This window comes from Actinoplanes hulinensis, from assembly GCF_019429605.1.
Lineage (GTDB): Bacteria > Actinomycetota > Actinomycetes > Mycobacteriales > Micromonosporaceae > Actinoplanes > Actinoplanes campanulatus.
On sequence record NZ_JAHXZI010000015.1, the window covers coordinates 118,306 to 134,533 of the forward strand.

The window sequence follows — 16,228 nt, forward strand, 5'->3', positions numbered from 1 at the left end:
ATGGCCTTCGACGACGCTTACCACGCGCTCACCGACCACGACGACGATGCCCGATGGGCGTACGGGACCGGTTTCACCGACCCGCTCGCCGGGGTGCCCGGCGACCTACCGGACGGGGTGGACCGGGCCGAGCTCGCCACGTACTGCCTGATGCTCGGCGACGACGCGCTCATCCTGTCGCACCGCCTCCAGCAATGGGTGACCCGCGCCCCCGAACTGGAGGACGAACTGGCGCTCGCCAACATCGGCCTCGACCTGCTCGGCCAGGCCCGGCTGCTGCTCACCCGGGCCGGTGCGGCCGAGGGCTGGGGCCGCGACGAGGACGACCTGGCGATGCGGCGCGACCCCTCCGGCTTCCGCAACCTCTGCCTCGCCGAACGCGCCGACGCCGACTTCGCCCACCTGGTGGCCCGGCTGCTCGCCCTGTCCACGTGGCGGCTCGCGATGCTCGACCGGCTGACCGCCTCCCGCGACCCGATGCTCGCGGCGATCGCCGCCAAGGGGGTCAAGGAGGTCACCTACCACCGCGACTACGCGGCCCAGTGGGTGGTCCGGCTGGGCGACGGCACCCCTCTCTCCCACGACCGGATGCTCGCCGCGGTCGAAACCCTGACCCCGCAACTGGCCGAGTTGTTCCACCCACACCCCACCGAAATCGGCCTCGCTTCGGTGGGGGTCGCCGTGGACCCGGCCACTCTGGAGGCCGAGTTCACCCAGGTCTGGACCCGTGTCCTCCAGGCCGCGACCCTCCTTCCACCCGAGGCCTCCGCTCCTTCCCACGCCGCCGCGTCTGCCGGCGCGGGTTCGGGTGCCGAGCGGGGCGACGCACGGCCGTGGGGCCGGGCCGGGGAGCACACACCCGCGCTCGCCGAGATCCTGGACGAGATGCAAGGGGTGGCGCGATCGGTGCCCGGAGGTGTGTGGTGACCGGCACCGCGGCCGAGGTGGTCGGGGCCGTCACCGATCCGGAACTGCCGATGATCACGCTCGCCGAGCTCGGAGTGATCCGTGAGGTGCGGCAGGACGAGAGCGGCGTCCAGGTGACGATCACGCCCACCTATTCGGGATGCCCGGCCATGGAGAGCATCCGGGCGGACATCCGAACCGCTCTGCGGCGGGCCGGATTCGGGCGGGCGGAGGTGCGTACCGTGATCGCTCCTCCATGGACCACCGACTGGATCAGCGAATCCGGGCGGCGCAAGCTCGCCGAGGCGGGCATCGCCCCGCCCGGAGCGGCGCCCGTCCGAGCGATCGGACCGATTCCGATCAGCCTGAGCCCGCGGCCGACCGCGGTCGCCTGCCCACGCTGCGGGCACACCGACACCGAGACGCTCGCCGCGTTCGGCGCCACCGCCTGCCGTGAGCTGCGGCGATGCCCGGCTTGCCGGGAACCCTTCGAGCACATGCGGGAGATCTGAGATGGGCGCCCTCGGATTTCACCCGTTGCGGGTCGCGGCCGTCGACCGGCTCTGCGACGATGCGGTCGCCGTCACCTTCGACGTGCCCGGCGGGCTGGGGGAGCGGTTCCGGTTCCGGCCGGGGCAGTCCCTCACCGTTCATCACGGGGGTGAGCGGCGGACGTACTCGATCTGTGCGCCCGCGGGCGCCGCACCGCGCATCGGGGTGCGTGAGGTGCCCGGCGGCTGCGTCTCGGCGTGGATCGTCCACCAGTTGCGGCCCGGTGACCTGGTCGAGGTCGCGCCACCGTCCGGCACCTTCACCCCGGACCTGGAGGCCGGTGGGCGGCACGTGCTGATCGGCGCCGGATCCGGCATCACCCCGCTGCTGTCGATCGCGGCGTCGCTGCTGCGGCGGCCGGACACCGAGGTCACGCTGTTCTACGGCAATCGGCGTGCGGACACGGTGATGTTCGCCGAAGAGCTCGCCGACCTGAAAGACCTTCACCCCGACCGCCTGGAGCTCGTGCACGTCCTCTCCCGGGAGCCACGGGAGACCGAGCTGTTCAGCGGCCGCCTCGACGCCGACCGGCTCCGGGCGCTGCTGCCCGAGCTGATCGACGTGCCGGCGGTCGGGCACTGGTGGCTGTGCGGGCCGTTCGGCATGGTCACCGACGCGACCGAGGTGCTCAGCGAGTCCGGGGTGCCCGCCTCCCGGATCCACCGGGAACTGTTCTGGGTCGATGAGGCGCCACCCGCGCCGGTCCGCTCCGAGGACGCCGCCCGAGGGCCGAGCCGCGAGGTCACCGTGATTCTGGACGGGCGGTCCACGACGGTCGCCGTGCCCGAGGGCGTCACGCTGCTCGAAGGGGCGCAGGCGACCCGCCCGGACCTGCCGTTCGCCTGCAAGGGCGGGGTGTGCGGCACCTGCCGGGCCCGGGTCACCGACGGCGAGGTGACGATGCGGCGCAACTTCGCGCTGGAGGAGGCGGAGGTCGCGGCCGGGTTCGTGCTCACCTGCCAGAGCCTCGCCGAGTCACCGAAAGTGGTGATCGACTTCGATCAGTGAAATCGATTTCGGCAGGTGCACCGGGCCGTGCAGAATCACCGGATGCGAATCAGGGCGGCCCGGACCGGCGATCTCACCCGGTTGCAGGACATCGAGCGGGCGGCCGGGGAACCGTTCCGCGCCATCGGCATGACGGAGATCGCCGACGACGAACCGCCGTCGCTCGACCTGCTCACGGAGTTTGTCGAGGCCGGCCGCGCCTGGGTGGCCACCGGTGCCGGTGCCGATGACGTGCCGGTCGCCTACCTGATCGCCGACCTGATCGACGGCAACCTGCACATCGAGCAGGTGTCGGTGGATCCCGCCCACGCCCGGCAGGGCATCGGGCGGCGGCTGATCGAGCACGCCGCCGACTACGCGCGGGATGCCGGCATGCCGGCGCTGACGCTGACCACGTTCGTGGATGTTCCATGGAACGCGCCCTACTACCGCCGTTGCGGCTTCGTCGACCTGGACGGCGGCATGCTCACCGAAGGCCTCCGCGCGGTCCGCGACCACGAGACGGCCATCGGCCTGGACCGCTGGCCCCGAGTCTGCATGCGCCGCGACCTCACCCACTGAACGCGGCGCTGCGGCTCGCCGTGCCCGCGCGCTCCTGCGGTGACGGCTCAAACGCGGGACGCTGGCAGCAGCGTCCCGCGACCTTGGAACCGGAATCAGGCCGGCAACTGGGCGAGCACGAAGATCTGGCTCTCCGCCGGACCGCCGGGCGGGACGAACTCGACCGTCTCGATGCTGACCACGGTGAAACCGTGCGCCTCGACGACCGCGGCCAGGTCGTCCTGCAGGTAGCCGGAGACGGTGACCGGCACGCCCAGGAACTCGAACGGAAGACTGTCACCGTCGAAGTTGACCATGCCGATGGCCAGGTAACCGCCCGGTTTCAGCCAGCCCGCGATGCGGTCGAGGGTCTTCTCGATCCGCTCCTTGGAGAGCATGAGCAGCGAGAAGAACGCGGTCACCGCCTCGAACCGGCCGAAGTCGGCGGGCAGTTCGGCGAAGTCGGCGTGCACGAACTCGGCGGCCGGCACCTGCTCACGGGCCAGCCGCAGCATGCCCTCGGAGATGTCCACCCCGACCACCCTGTGATCGGATTCGGTCAGCAATTTGGCGGTGGGCACACCCGTGCCGCAGCCCAGATCGAGCACCGCGGCACCGGCCGGCAGCAGACCGCCGAGCCGCTGGACGAGCGCGTTCTGGACGGGATTATGGCTGTGCTCGCCCTGGTACTTCTCAGCGAGTTGATCGAAAACCTCCATGCGCGGACCGTACGGCAGCCGCATCCAATGTGGAAGCCGATCATCACAGGAAACGGGTGATTCCTTCGGACGTGATCCGGTCATCCCATCGGGACCGGTCCATGTTGCTGCACAGCACGATCGACGCCCCGGCGGTCAACGGCGCCATCAGCCAGATCAGCGGCTCCTCGCAGGCCGCCGTGTCGACAAGGACCCGATCCCCGGCCGCGATCCCGCGCGCTCCGGCAACGGCGGCCGCGGCTGCCCCGTACTCCCCGAAGGTCGTGCCGTCGACCGTCGCCGCCTCACCCACCGCGACCCCGTCCGACGGTGGCGGCGTGCCCAGATGGGCCCGGGCCGCGGGCGGGAAGTCGCGATAACCGTGCGGGACATCCGGGCTCGGCGCGCCGCCGGGCGCCAGGCCCAGCACGAACTGGTACGGCGCGGGCGGCACGTCCTCCAGCCAACTGCCGACCCGGCGCCGCTCCACGAACGTCACGTCCAGAGCCGGGCCGGTGTCCGGATCCAGCCCGGCCGCTCCCCACCCGCGGAACGACACCTCGATCCCGGCGGCCCACGCCCCGAGCAGCACGGCCGCGGTCTGCCAGTGCGGCGGCAGCAGCACTCCGGCCCGGCTGCCGCGGCGCAGCCCGCACTCCCCGCTGAGCAGCGCGGCCGTCGCCGCGACCCAGACGCCCAGCTCGGCGGCGGTCAGCCCGGTACGCTCGCCGGTCGCGTCGTCGTAGTAGGTGATCAACTGGTCGTTCATCGCGCCCACCCTAGCCACGCCAGAACCGCACCGGCATCACCCGATAGCGGCCTACAGCCGGGTCAGGCGGCGCGGATCCTGGAGAGTTCGCGCGCCTCCGCGGCGTACCGGCTGAGGAGATGAACCGTCCGCGGGCCCGCCTCGCCGTCGGCCGGAAGGCCGGTCCGGATCTGGAAGTATCGGACCGCCTCGGCCAACTGGGCGTCGTCCGGCGTGATCCGGACGCCCAGGTCGGCGAAGAGGGCGCGCAGCACCTCCGGATCGGCCGGCGGGACCGGCTCGTTCCAGCCGATCAGCCCGCCGACCGCGCTGCCGACCACGCTGAGCATTCCTCGTGCTGACATCGTGACCTCCCGATGCGTCGTGATGAACCCAGCATCTCGGCGGGACCTGTGCCGAACATCTGCCCGCCGTCTCCAGAAGCTGTGCGCGGCTACGACTTTCGGCCGATCCACCCGTGAGAGGTAACGCGTCGTGCGCTGATCGGAAGCGGGGCCCGGATCCGGCGATCCTAAGGCTGGCAGAGCTTCTTTCGGGCCAGCGTCACGAGACGGCGGGCGTCCGCTGTTTCCAGACCGAATTCGGTCAGCTCGGCGGCCACCTCAGCGCGAGGATTGCCGGCCGCCAGGGAGGAACACGCCTGCCCGCCCAATTCGGTGATCTCCTCGGCGCGCCGGTCCATCGCCACCGCGGGCAGTTCGCCGCGCACCGCGTCGAGAAACTCGCCGCCGGTCGCCGCCTGGACCCCGCCGTCCGACTGCGGCGCCAGACCGGTCACGACGCCCGGGCTGCCCGGCGCGGCCACCGCGCCGGTCGGGCCGACTCCGGTCCCCGCGCTGCCCACCGCGGCCACCGGGCCGGTCACGCTGGGCGCCGCGCCGATCGGTTGCGGATCTTTCCATTCCGGTACGGGTGACGCGCCCACACAACCCGAAAGCAACGGCACGACCGCCAGCACCACGAGCCCGGCCCTGCCCAGCGTGCCCCGCCCCGCTCCGCCCCGTCTCCGCGACGGGCCGGTCGGCTTGTTCGTGAGTTCGCTCGGTGCGCCGTGTTCCGTCGCGCCTCGGTGTCGTGATGGGCTGATCGGCTCGTTCGTGAGGTTGCTCATCGGGCCTCCTGGGGGCCGGCCGGCCGGGGACCGCGCAGTGCCGCCACGGGCTCGCTGATGGTCGGCCCGAAGGGCCGTCGCTCCACCGTCGGGTGCGGGCGCCCGATCCGGCCGCCTGTGAATTCCTTGAGAGAAAGCTCGGAACTGTGCGAAACCGCAACGCCGTCGCCCGACGATTCCGGCCGGTCCGCCGGGGTGTCGCTGAGCTGCGCCACCGAGGCCGGCCAGACGCCCACGGCGACGGCGACGGGCGGTGTGGCCATCGGTTCCGAGGTCGATCCGCCCGGCCGGACCGCGACGGCCGAGCTCTCCGGGACCACCGTTGGGGGAGCGGGTGGGGCGCTCGGGGGAAGGTTGGGGAGCAGCATCCGGCCGACCCTAGACATCCGCGGCGCACATGCGAGCCGCCGCGCCGGGGCTACCCGGAAGGGCTACCGGGCGTACAGCGAAGTCACAGACGGCTCACCGGCTCGAAACAAGATCGGAGCGCAACCTCGAGGGCATGACCGACCTGCTGAGCCGCCCCGCCCTGGACGACCGGACCCGCGACGCCGGCGAGCGTGTCGCCGGCGTCCTTCCGCCGACGGGTTTCCCGCCGGTGATGTGGGACGCGCCCAAGGACCCCCGCTGGAAGCGCCGGATCGCGGGCGGCGCGGCGATTTTGGTCCTGATCGCCGGTGGGGGCGGCGGTGGCGCGTTCCTCGCCGAGCACTACCTGATCGGTGACTCCACGCCGGCTTCCGCCGCGGCGACCACGATCGCCGAGACCGGGGATCTGGCGCCGATCGTGGCGAAGGTGCAGCCGAGCGTCGTGACCGTGCTCGTCGACGGCCGCTCGTCGTCGCTGGGCTCGGGCGTGATACTCAGCGCGGACGGTCTGGTCCTGACCAACAACCACGTGGTCGCGGCGGACGGCACGGTCAGCGTGCGCCTGTCCACCGGGCAGACCGCTCCGGCGCGGGTGATCGCCACCGACGCCACCCACGACCTGGCCCTGGTCCAGGCGACCGGCCTGTCCGGTCTCACCCCGGTCACCTTCGCCACCGACGGCAGCGTGGCGGTCGGCGACACGGTGCTGGCCTTCGGCGCCCCGCTCGGCCTGGAGGGAACCGTCACCTCGGGCATCGTCTCCGCCCTCGACCGCAGCGTCGACACCGGCGGCGAGAAGCTCACCGGCCTGCTGCAGACCGACGCCGCGATCAACCAGGGCAACTCCGGCGGCGCGCTGGTCGACACCTCCGGCCGGGTGGTCGGCATCAACGTCGCGATCGCCACCGCCGGCGACAGCACCGGCAGCGTGGGTCTCGGCTTCGCCATCCCTGCCGACACCGTCACCGCCGTGGTGGCCCAGCTCCAGGCCCGGGCCCGCTGACCCCTCCCGAACCGATCACCCGCCCGGGGCCGCGCTTCGGTCCATGCCCGCCCCGGGTGATCCATCCGCCGTTGTCGATCTTTCCCGGCTGGTCGTGAGCGCTGTCTCAGAGCGTCCGGGACAGCCAGGGTGGTGGGGGTGGGCTGGTCAGAAGTCGCGCCACTTGTCGAACCAGTCGTCCGCGGTCGGGGTGGGGACGCCCGCCCGGGTGGCCAGGGTGACGAAAGCGTCTCCGGCCTCCTCGCGGCGCAGCGTGTCGACGATCCCCCACTTCTCGTCGATCTGGTTGATCGCCTCCACCAGGGTGCGCAGGATCGGCTCGGCGTCGGCGGGAGTCCGGGTGGCGGGCAGGCGGTCGACGGCCCGCAACGCGGCGGCGAACGCCTTGCAGGCGGCCGCGCCGGCCTTCGGGTCGTCGTCGGCCCAGTCGCGGAACGGGTTGTCCATGTTGGCGGCCAGCCAGCGGTCCGATTTGGCGCCGGCCAGCGACAACCCCACCTCCGTACGCCGGAGGCGCGCCCGCAGCTCCTTGGCCACCGACCCGCGCAGGCCGTGGATGTCGAGGTGCCGCAGACCCGGCAGGTGGGCCGGCAGGTCGGCGTCCATCCCGTACGCGTCGACCATCTCCAGCAGCCGTACGCCGGGCAGGCCGGCTAGCGCCGCGGGGTCGTCGAGGCGGCCCGGTGGCCCGGTCCATTGCAGCCGCAACGTGTGCATCTCGTGCAGACCGGCCACGGTGGCGGCGGACAGCACGCCCGCGCCGGTCAGCGACACCTGCCGCACCCCGTCGAGCCCGGACGGCGCCAGCGTCGACGGGGTGACCAGGAAGAGCGCCAGTCGCAGCCAGCGGCCCCTGTCCGCGGCCCGGACCGTGCACCGTGACCCGGTCGGCCCCAGGTTCAGGTGGTGTGCGCCGTCGGGCAGCCGGATCTCCCGCAGCTCGTCACCGGCGGCCCGCAGGGACAGCACCGACGTCTCGCTCAGGTCGACCAGGGGCGGGGCGTCGAGCCAGTTGACCCCACTGACCAGCGGATGCCGGGCCAGCGCCGCGGTGAGCCCGCGATCGGGCCCGGACCAGGTGATCTCCGTGCATCGGGGCAGCCGGTCGAGGACGCTCCAGTCCACCGGACCGGACGCCGGCGGCGCGATGTCACCGGAGCGCAGGTCGAGATGCCCGAGGGAGGTCGTCAGCGTGACCGGCCCGGCGCCCAGATCGGCGGTGACCGGCTCGGGCGGGCGCAAGGCCCGGTAGGCCGCCCGAACCGGCTCGGGAAGCCGCTCCCAGCGCCGCTGACGGGCCATGTCGCCGACCGGGGACTGCCACCCGGAGAAGCTGGTGCCGCCCGCCGGGACACCGGGTGGCACCGGCAGATTGCCGATCCACTCGAGATCCGGCGGCATCGGATGGTTCTGCGGAAAGACCGAGATCTGCGCGATCCGATCGGTCCAGGAGTGGTGGTCGAGCTGCACGAGACCGGCGTCGTGCAGCTCCGCCAGCTCCGGTGGCCGTGGCCCGGACCAGTCCAGCGCGTGCAGCGTCACGTGCTCACCGGTGATCTCGCTGATCTGGCAGGCGCCGTAGCCCCCGCCGGGCAGCGGGGTGACCGCCACGTCCCCGACCCGAAGCTGATCCGTCATGCCCGGCACGGTACCGGGCACCTCTGACAAATCACGATCAGTAACCGTCGTCGATGCGCCCCGCGAGCGGTCGGGACACGGTCGTCAGAGGACCGCGCGGAACTCCGGCCAGTGGCCCCAGAACCGCTCGACCTCCTCGATGACGTTTTGCATTCCGGCTACGATGTCGCGCGGTACCGGTGTGCCGTCGTCCCAGGTGGGAGTGCTTGGCAGGTAGTAGAGGCCGCCGCGCACACCCGGTTCCACGCCCAGCGTCAGCACATGCCCGTCCACCTCGAACTGCGTCGCGAAACGGCGGCTGCGCACGATCGCTCCGGAGTGGTGCAGGGCCTCCCGATGCTGCAGTTCCTGGACTGTCATGGTCTCTCCCCACCGATGTCGGCCGTGAGCCTGGTAACAGTGAGTACGCATCGATGGGGTACGGCGTTCAGCGCCGGACGGAAAAACTTACGCCCGGAAGTGGGCGACGGCCGGGACGGGCCGCCCAGCCGTAGCCGATTCGGCGGAACTGCTCGCACCGCGTACCGAAGAAAGGGTCAAAGAGCGAGATGCGCGTTGGCCGCACGTGCCGCCGCGGCGAACTCGGGCAGCTCGACCACCTCGATGCCGGCGGCGATCAGCAGCGCGACACCCTCGCAGGTCACGAAGAGATCGGGCTCACGCCAGGCGATGACCACCCGGGGGATCCCGGCCGCGATGATCAGATCGGCGCAGGTGGCGTCCGGGCGGCTGGCGCGTTTCGAGCAGGGTTCCAATGTGCTGTACATGGTCGCGCCCCGCAGCCGGGCCCGGTCAGCGACCCGGACCAGCGCCGACTCCTCGGCGTGCACCCGCGGATCGGAGTCGCGGGACCAGCCGCCGGCCAGCTCCCGGCCCTCCGGATCGACGATCACCGCCCCGACCGAGAACGCGGACGTCGACGCGGGGCAGCGATGCGCCAGCCCGATCGCGTGGCTCATCCACCGGTGGTCGTCCATCCTGCTCCCCGTCACTCGGCTCCGACCAGCACCTTAGCGCCGTGACGTGGGCCTCTACGCGGCGGCGGTCACCCGCTGGGCAAGCGGCGCGGTCACGGGCCGGACAGGCGGCGGCGGTCACCGGCCGGACAGGTCGCGGAGCGCGGAGACGTAGCGGTTGGTGACGTAGGCCTGGATCAGGCCGGTCACCGGACCACCCAGACGGGCGAGCAGCGTGGCCGGCCGGGAGAACGCGGTGATCCGGAACCGGACCCGGCCACTTCCGGTCAGATGCACGAGAAACGCCTCCTCGCCGCGCTCGGGATGCCCGGGCAGCGTGCCGTAGGCGAACCCCTGCCGGTCCGGCTGGTCCACGCGGTAGACCACCTGAACCGGCGCGGCCACCCCGAACCGCAGCAGAACCGGCTGACCGGGGGTCGCCGGACCGGACACCGTGACGTCGATCCCGGCGGCCCGGTGCATCCGCCAATGCAGCATTGCGGTGGCGGCCCGGTCGAAGGTCTCCGATCCGGCGCCGATGTCGACGTCGCGGCGCACGTGTTTGTACCCGGACGGCAGGACCGCTTCCCGGGTGGCGCCGACCTCGGCGTACGTGAGCTTGGTGTTTATCAACATCATTGTTGTCCACATTGATCGGCATCATGTGCGCGTGCGAAGAAGATTGCGATGACCGCACGGCCCCTAGAACAATGTCATGAATTGATGGGCGACGCCGTGAACCGGGAAAAGATCAACGTGGTTATGACAATCGGTGGCGCATAGCCGATCCGAATGGCAAGGGGTAACGGGATGGCCGGTCAGGAACCACTCGGCAGGGAATACCTGTTGCACGAGGAGATCGGCCGCGGCGCGATGGCGGTCGTGCGCCGGGCGACGAGCCGGCACGGCGGCGTGCCGTTGGCCGCGAAGCTCCTGCGCCCCGAGCTCGCCGGCGACCGCCGGGTCCGGGAACTGTTCCTCCGTGAGGAGGCGGCCCTGCGCGCCCTCGACCATCCGTCGATCGTGCGGCTGCGGGACCTGATCGTGGAGGGCGGCACCCTGGCCCTCGTCATGGAGTTCGTCGACGGTCCCAACCTGCGGCGCTACCTGTCGATGCGCGGCGGGCGGCTCACCCCCGGCGAGGTCGTCACGGTCGCCGCTCAGGCCGCCTCCGCGCTGGCCGCCGCACACGAGCACGGTGTCGTGCATCTCGACCTCAAACCGGAGAACGTCCTGGTCCGCCGTGGATCCACACCGCCGGAGATCCGGATCACCGACTTCGGGGTGGCGGTGCTGCTCAACGACGCCGATCGGGGCGCGGCCGGCGGGACGCCCGGGTACACCGCCCCGGAGATCTTCCAGGGGGCGCCGCCGACGCCGGCGGCCGACGTGTGGTCGCTCGGCGTGCTGCTGCTGGAGATGACCACCGGGCGGGCCACCGGGGATCCGTCGGCGCTGCCGGGGCCGCTCGGGCCGGTGGCGCGGGACTGTCTGGCCGCCGATCCCCGGCGACGGCCGCCGGCCCGGCGGGTGGCGGCCTATCTGCGGCAGTTCGCGGTGGGTGCGTCTTTCGGGGGTACGGGCACGCCCGCGCCGGTTCCCGGGTTCTCCGCGCCGCCGGGGCCCGTCATGCCGGCCGCCGACCACGATCCCGAGCCGGCCACGCTGCCGCTCGGGTTCCCGCCGCCGCAGCTGCCGCAGCCGCAGTTCCCGCCGCCCGCCCCGCCGCAGCCGCCGCGTCCCGCCTTCCGCGACCCGGGGCCGGGTCCGCACGCGGCGTTCGGCGACCCGGGTACCGGAGCCGCGCAGCCGCCGCGGGCCGCGTTCGTGACGTCGGGGCCACCGACCGGGCCGGGAGCGCCGGGGCAGCGGGACACCATCGGCGGCTGGGCGGGTCAGCTGCCCAACAGCGGGCAGTACGGTCCGGCGCCGGCCCCGCCGCGTGAGCCGTCCCGCTGGCGCCGGGGCCCGCTGATCACGCTGGCCGCCGCCGTGGTGGCCGCCGCGGTGCTGGCCGGCATCAACATGACCGCCAACGCCGGCGAACGCTCCAACCGCCTGGTCACCCAGGTCAGCGTGCCGCCGAAGGTGTCACCGGTGGAGGCCACCGGCTCGGCCGCCCCGGCCGCGACCCTGCCGCCGACCACCGAGGTGGCCCTGCCGCCGCTGAACACGCCGAGCGCCGAGCGGCTGCGGGTCACCCTGGCCGGCAAGGTCGAGGACGACGCCGGCACGCTGGCCATCTCGATCCGGGACGGGGTGGCGATCGCCTACGTCTGCGACGGCGACCGGCTGGAGGTGTGGCTCAAGGGCACCGCCCAGAACGGCCTGCTCAACCTGACGGGCAAGAAGGAAAGCCGGATCACCGGCCTGTTCGACGCCCGCCGCGCGGCCGGTGAGCTGACCGTCCAGGGCGCCAGCCACCGGTTCGAGATCGGCGTGGTGCGCAAGCCGTCCGGGTTGTACCGGCTGGCCGGCCGGGTCGGCGGCGCCGACGTCAACGGCGGCTGGATCGTGCTGGCCGACGGCACTCAGGTCGGCGTGCTGAGCCGTGCCGAGGTGCCCGGCCCGGCGCCGCGGCTGGACGTCGCCACCCGTACCACCACGATCGACGGCGCGACGGTCACCGGGACCAGCGTGGACGCCGAGACCGGAGAGGGCTTCTGACCGTGCCGACCGCGACCCCGCTCCGGCCCCGGGTGTGGCTCCCGCTGGTCGCCGGAGTCGGCGTCGCGGTCGTGCTGGGCGTCTACGGCCGCCTGCACGAGCCGGTCGGCACCACCGACGTCGTGGGTTTCCTGCGCCTGCAGACCGCGAAGGTGTGGCTGGCCACCGGGGTCGGGATCCTCGCTTTCGTGCAGGTGGTCAGCGCCGTGGTGATCTACCGGACCCGGCCGGCGCCCGGGTGGGTGGCCGGCCTGCACCGATGGAACGGACGGCTCGCCCTGCTGCTGTCGGTGCCGGTCGCGGTGCACTGCCTCTACCGCTTCGGGTTGCGCTTCGACACGCCCCGGGTGCTGGCCCATTCACTGTTCGGGTGCCTGTTCTACGGCGCGTTCGCGACGAAGATGCTGCTGCTCAGCCGCCCCGGCCGGGGCAGCGGGTGGGCGTTGCCGGTGGCCGGCGGGGTGGTGCTCACGGCGGTGGCTGGGTTGTGGCTGACGTCCGCCCTGTGGTTCTTCGCCACCATCGGCGTCAGTTGGTGAGCGCCGGTCCCGCGTGGCAATCGGTCGCCCCTTCGGAATCGGGTTCGGGTAGGCGTACCCCGAATGGTGTTCTTCCGGGATCGGAGCGTGATGTCCGGCGATGAGAGTGGCGACCATGAATGCCGTTCGGGGGAAGGCGCTCGCCTGGTCAGGGCATCCGGTCACGTTGGCCGCACTGCTGCTCATGGCCGTTAATGACCATATTTTGAAGGCTGCGTGTCCGGGCTGGGCGACCGGGAAGCTCAGCGACGCGGCCGGGATGGTGCTGGCGCCGCCGCTGCTCGCGGCCGTGACCGGCCTCATCGCGCCACGCGCGCCGTTCCGGTGGGTCGCGCCGGGTGCGATCCTCACCGTGGGCGTCGGGTTTCTGCTGGTCAAGACGACGGGGTACGGTGCCGAGCTCGCGTCCTCAGCATGGAGCCTGGTGACGCCGACACTGATCCGGGCCGATCCCACCGATCTGCTGGCGCTGCCGTTCCTCGGGGTGGCGTGGTGGGTCGCGCGGCGGCCCGTTCGGCCGGCCCCGCGCTGGTTGCGGGCGTTTCGGCTGGCCGTGTTCCTGCCGCTGGCACTGGCCGGGGTGGCCGCGACGAGCCCGGCGCCGCACCCGATGGCGCAGACTGTGGCGGTCGCCGACGGCGCCCTGTACCTCGGCTATGAGGAGGGCTACGGCACCGACTGGTCGGTCAGCGTCGACGGTGGCCTGACCTGGACGGACTCGGCCGAGGGCCCCGGTCCGATCCGGACTACCGACTGCTCGCAGGCCGCCCCGGTGGCCTGCTACCAGGCGGTGCCGGGTGAGATCGGCGTACAGAGCAGCACGGCCGGCGGCCCCTGGACCGTAGACTGGCGACTGTCTGACAAGGATCAGGCTCTGCTGGCTGAGACCTACGCGGACACCGAGATCGACGAGTTGCAGACCGTGTCGGTCGGGGTGCTCGAGGTCGACGGCGGGCACGTGGTGGCCGCGGCGAACGGCCGGGACGGGTTCGCCGTCCGCGACGTGTCGGGGCAGTGGCAGCGGATCGGATTCCCGAGCCTGACCCCGTGGGACGAGGCGCCCGCCGAGCTGGCCGCCGCCGAGTCCGAGTCGACGTCGGCCCAGGTCCGGATCCTGGCGCTGTTCGGCGTGTTCGCCGCCGGCCTGATCACTACCGTGATCGGCGTGGTGGTCATCCAGCGTGCCGGCGGCAGCGGCCACTGGTGGTGGATGCTGGCCCCGCACCTGCTGGTCGGCGTGGTGGTGCTGCCCTCGGCGCTGCTCGGCTACCACGACCGGGACTCGATCATGGCCCTCGCGACATGGGTGGCGCCGTTCCCGGTCGCTCTGGTGGCGGTGGTCTGCACGATCGTCGTCGTGGTCAACGCGGGGACGCAGCGCCGTGAGGCCCGGGCCGCCGCGGCGCGGGACCGATGGTACTGACCGCGCTGCCGGTCCTCGAAAGACCTCGTCACTCCGGCCACGGCATGACCTCGTCCAGGTCGGCCCACAGGCCGCGCCCGTTCTCCTCCGGCGGCAGCCACAGCGCCGGCTGGTCGGCGTGGCAGTTGTCGCCGCACCCCCCTTCTGGTTGTCGGGGCTGTTCCGCCGAGCCGGAAACAGCTCTGGGAGCCGGCCCGTTGGGTTGACCTTGCCCCTGGGGGAGGGTTGAGGCTCGCTCCTGCCGGGTTCGGGTGGGAGGGCGTCGTGCGGTTGGGTGTGTATCTCGTTGATCGGCGGCCGTTGCGGGTGGCGGCCTTCCGGCGGCTCTGGCTGGCTTCGGCGGTCACCGCGGTCGGGGGGTCGTTCAGTCTCGTCGCGGTGCCTGCGCAGCTGTTCACGCTCACCGGGTCGTCGGCAACGGTCGGGATGGCGGCGGCGGTCTCGTTGTGCGCGCTCGCCGGGTCGGCGCTGTGGTCGGGGGTGCTCGCCGACGCGATGGACCGGCGGCGGCTGCTGATCGCCGGGAACGCCGGGCTCGGGCTGTCCTATCTGGGGCTGTGGCTGAACTCGCTTCTCCGGCTCGATTCGGTGGCGGTGCTGCTCATGCTCGTGGCGTTGCAGGGTCTGAGCTTCGGCGTCACCCTGACCACGACGGGCGCCGCGGTGCCCCGGGTGGTGCCTCGCGAACTGCTCGTCGCGGCCAACAGTCTCAGCTCACTGACCCGATACAGCGGCGCGGTCGCCGGTCCGCTGCTCGCCGGGGTACTGATTCCGGTGGTCGGGCTCGGCACGCTCTACCTGTTCGACACGCTGGCGCTCGGGCTCGTGCTGTGGGCGGTGGCCCGGCTGCCGGCGATGCCGCCACCGGTGGTCGCCGCCGGGGGTGTGCTGCGGCGGCTCGGCGACGGCTTCCGCTATCTCGCCGGGCACCGGCTGCTGGTCGCGATCCTCGCGGTGGACCTGGCCGCTATGGTCTTCGCGATGCCGCACGCGCTGTTGCCGGAGCTGGCCGAGCGGACCTACGGCGGTGCGGCGGGCGGCGGCACCGAGCTGGGGGTGCTGTACGCCGCGTACCCGGCCGGTGTGCTGCTCGCCGGCCTGCTGTCGGGGACGTTCGGCCGGGCCCGGCGGCACGGCGCGCTGATGGCGTCGGCCGCGATGGCCTGGGGCGGGTGTGTGATCCTGCTCGGCCTGGCTCCCAACCTGCTCGTCGCCGTGGTGGCTCTGGGCGCGGGCGGGGCCGTCAACCTCGTGCTGAGCACGTTCCGCAACGCGATCTCCCAGGCGTACACCGATGACGCCCTGCGCGGCCGGCTCCAGGGATCGCTCACCGTCGTCCTGATGGGTGGCCCGCAGCTGGCGAACATGCTGCACGGGCTCGGCGGCGCGGCGGCCGGCGCCCGCACGGCGATCGTCGCCGGTGGCACGCTCACCGTGCTGACGGTCGCGCTGCTGATCCGGACGGTCCCCGACCTGTGGCGTCACGACGCCGGAGAAACGACCTAATCTGGTACGGCGATGAGTGAGCGCAAACCGGCGGGCATGAGTTACGAGTCGTGGGTCGAGCAACGGATCGGTGAGGCCGTCGACCGGGGCGACTTCGACGGGCTGCCCGGCACGGGCCGTCCGCTGCCGCAGGGTGAGGCCGACGAGGACTGGTGGGTGCGTGGCTACCTGCGGCGCGAGGACGTGTCCACCGACCTGTCGCTGCCGGCCCCGCTGCTGCTGCGCCGGGAGGCCGACGACATCGACCACACGGTGGGGCGGCTCCTCGACGAGGCGGCGGTCCGGCGGGTGGTGGGCGAGCTGAATCAGCGGGTCGAGGAGTCCTGGCGGCGGCCGGCCGACCACGGTCCGGTCGCCCGCCGGGTGGACGCCGAGGAGGTCGTGGCCCGCTGGCGGGAGAACCGGACCGAACCGACGCCGGTGGCCGTGACCGCGCCGCGGACATCCTGGTGGCGGCGTTTCCGCCCCCGGTTGAGGAGATCAACCACATCCGGCACATGATCAGTGCGGTACTGAAGGGACCACCGCATCCTCACCCGACCG

Annotated in this window: 18 protein-coding genes; 10 read left to right on the plus strand and 8 right to left on the minus strand. The window is 72.5% G+C overall.

Features of this window, described 5'->3' with window-relative positions:
- From paaC to KZ829_RS27085, 4 genes are read left to right on the plus strand one after another with little or no spacing between them, the layout of a single operon-like run.
- Nucleotides 1–927 carry a 1,2-phenylacetyl-CoA epoxidase subunit PaaC gene (gene paaC, locus KZ829_RS27070; RefSeq protein ID WP_220146733.1) on the plus strand — a complete coding sequence of 309 codons (927 nt, stop codon included), beginning with the start codon at nt 1–3 and terminating at the stop codon, nt 925–927.
- A complete protein-coding gene (paaD, locus tag KZ829_RS27075; protein WP_308285676.1) occupies nt 924–1,418 on the plus strand; it encodes a 1,2-phenylacetyl-CoA epoxidase subunit PaaD in 495 nt (164 codons plus the stop codon). Before paaC ends, paaD begins: the two co-directional genes overlap by 4 nt.
- Before the next feature lies 1 nt (nt 1,419).
- Entirely contained in the window at nt 1,420–2,466 is a 1,047-nt protein-coding gene (gene paaE, locus KZ829_RS27080) for a 1,2-phenylacetyl-CoA epoxidase subunit PaaE (protein WP_220146734.1), read from the plus strand.
- A gap of 42 nt (nt 2,467–2,508) precedes the next feature.
- Nucleotides 2,509–3,027: a GNAT family N-acetyltransferase gene (locus tag KZ829_RS27085; RefSeq protein WP_220146735.1), complete on the plus strand. Its 519-nt coding sequence runs from the start codon at nt 2,509–2,511 to the stop codon at nt 3,025–3,027.
- A 95-nt stretch (nt 3,028–3,122) separates the two neighbouring features.
- On the opposite strand, the gene KZ829_RS27090 is transcribed toward KZ829_RS27085, so the two are convergent.
- From KZ829_RS27090 to KZ829_RS27105, 4 genes are all read right to left on the minus strand, one after another.
- Nucleotides 3,123–3,725, minus strand: a complete 603-nt coding sequence (locus tag KZ829_RS27090) for a class I SAM-dependent methyltransferase (RefSeq protein ID WP_246636329.1) — start codon at nt 3,723–3,725, stop codon at nt 3,123–3,125.
- 43 nt (nt 3,726–3,768) lie between these two features.
- Entirely contained in the window at nt 3,769–4,473 is a 705-nt protein-coding gene (locus KZ829_RS27095; RefSeq protein ID WP_220146737.1) for a TIGR03089 family protein, read from the minus strand.
- Between the two features lie 62 nt (nt 4,474–4,535).
- A complete protein-coding gene (locus KZ829_RS27100) occupies nt 4,536–4,817 on the minus strand; it encodes a peptidoglycan-binding protein (RefSeq protein WP_220146738.1) in 282 nt (93 codons plus the stop codon).
- A gap of 167 nt (nt 4,818–4,984) precedes the next feature.
- A complete protein-coding gene (locus KZ829_RS27105; protein ID WP_220146739.1) occupies nt 4,985–5,584 on the minus strand; it encodes a DUF732 domain-containing protein in 600 nt (199 codons plus the stop codon).
- 502 nt (nt 5,585–6,086) lie between these two features.
- Between KZ829_RS27105 and KZ829_RS27110 the strand changes: the two genes are divergently transcribed.
- Nucleotides 6,087–6,956 carry a S1C family serine protease gene (locus KZ829_RS27110; RefSeq protein WP_220146740.1) on the plus strand — a complete coding sequence of 290 codons (870 nt, stop codon included), beginning with the start codon at nt 6,087–6,089 and terminating at the stop codon, nt 6,954–6,956.
- A gap of 147 nt (nt 6,957–7,103) precedes the next feature.
- Here the strand turns inward: KZ829_RS27110 and KZ829_RS27115 are convergent, their stop codons facing one another.
- The 4 genes from KZ829_RS27115 to KZ829_RS27130 form a co-directional block, all read right to left on the minus strand.
- On the minus strand, nt 7,104–8,594 hold the full coding sequence (locus KZ829_RS27115; protein WP_220146741.1) for an ACT domain-containing protein: 1,491 nt from the start codon (nt 8,592–8,594) through the stop codon (nt 7,104–7,106).
- Between the two features lie 84 nt (nt 8,595–8,678).
- Complete coding sequence (locus KZ829_RS27120) at nt 8,679–8,954, minus strand: hypothetical protein (RefSeq protein ID WP_220146742.1); 276 nt, start codon at nt 8,952–8,954, stop codon at nt 8,679–8,681.
- Between the two features lie 176 nt (nt 8,955–9,130).
- Nucleotides 9,131–9,571 carry a deaminase gene (locus tag KZ829_RS27125; protein ID WP_220146743.1) on the minus strand — a complete coding sequence of 147 codons (441 nt, stop codon included), beginning with the start codon at nt 9,569–9,571 and terminating at the stop codon, nt 9,131–9,133.
- 117 nt (nt 9,572–9,688) lie between these two features.
- The gene (locus tag KZ829_RS27130) at nt 9,689–10,189 is read right to left on the minus strand and encodes a DUF1990 domain-containing protein (protein ID WP_220146744.1); all 501 of its coding nucleotides are present in this window, start codon (nt 10,187–10,189) and stop codon (nt 9,689–9,691) included.
- A gap of 171 nt (nt 10,190–10,360) precedes the next feature.
- Between KZ829_RS27130 and KZ829_RS27135 the strand changes: the two genes are divergently transcribed.
- The 5 genes from KZ829_RS27135 (at nt 10,361) to KZ829_RS27155 (ending at nt 16,186) form a co-directional block, all read left to right on the plus strand.
- On the plus strand, nt 10,361–12,217 hold the full coding sequence (locus tag KZ829_RS27135; RefSeq protein WP_220146745.1) for a protein kinase domain-containing protein: 1,857 nt from the start codon (nt 10,361–10,363) through the stop codon (nt 12,215–12,217).
- Nucleotides 12,218–12,219: 2 nt separating this feature from the next.
- Nucleotides 12,220–12,756: a DUF6529 family protein gene (locus KZ829_RS27140; RefSeq protein WP_220146746.1), complete on the plus strand. Its 537-nt coding sequence runs from the start codon at nt 12,220–12,222 to the stop codon at nt 12,754–12,756.
- A 115-nt stretch (nt 12,757–12,871) separates the two neighbouring features.
- On the plus strand, nt 12,872–14,179 hold the full coding sequence (locus tag KZ829_RS27145) for a hypothetical protein (protein ID WP_220146747.1): 1,308 nt from the start codon (nt 12,872–12,874) through the stop codon (nt 14,177–14,179).
- Between the two features lie 264 nt (nt 14,180–14,443).
- Nucleotides 14,444–15,685 carry an MFS transporter gene (locus KZ829_RS27150; protein WP_220146748.1) on the plus strand — a complete coding sequence of 414 codons (1,242 nt, stop codon included), beginning with the start codon at nt 14,444–14,446 and terminating at the stop codon, nt 15,683–15,685.
- A gap of 12 nt (nt 15,686–15,697) precedes the next feature.
- Nucleotides 15,698–16,186 carry a DnaJ family domain-containing protein gene (locus tag KZ829_RS27155; RefSeq protein WP_220146749.1) on the plus strand — a complete coding sequence of 163 codons (489 nt, stop codon included), beginning with the start codon at nt 15,698–15,700 and terminating at the stop codon, nt 16,184–16,186.
- Nucleotides 16,187–16,228: the final 42 nt, after the last annotated feature.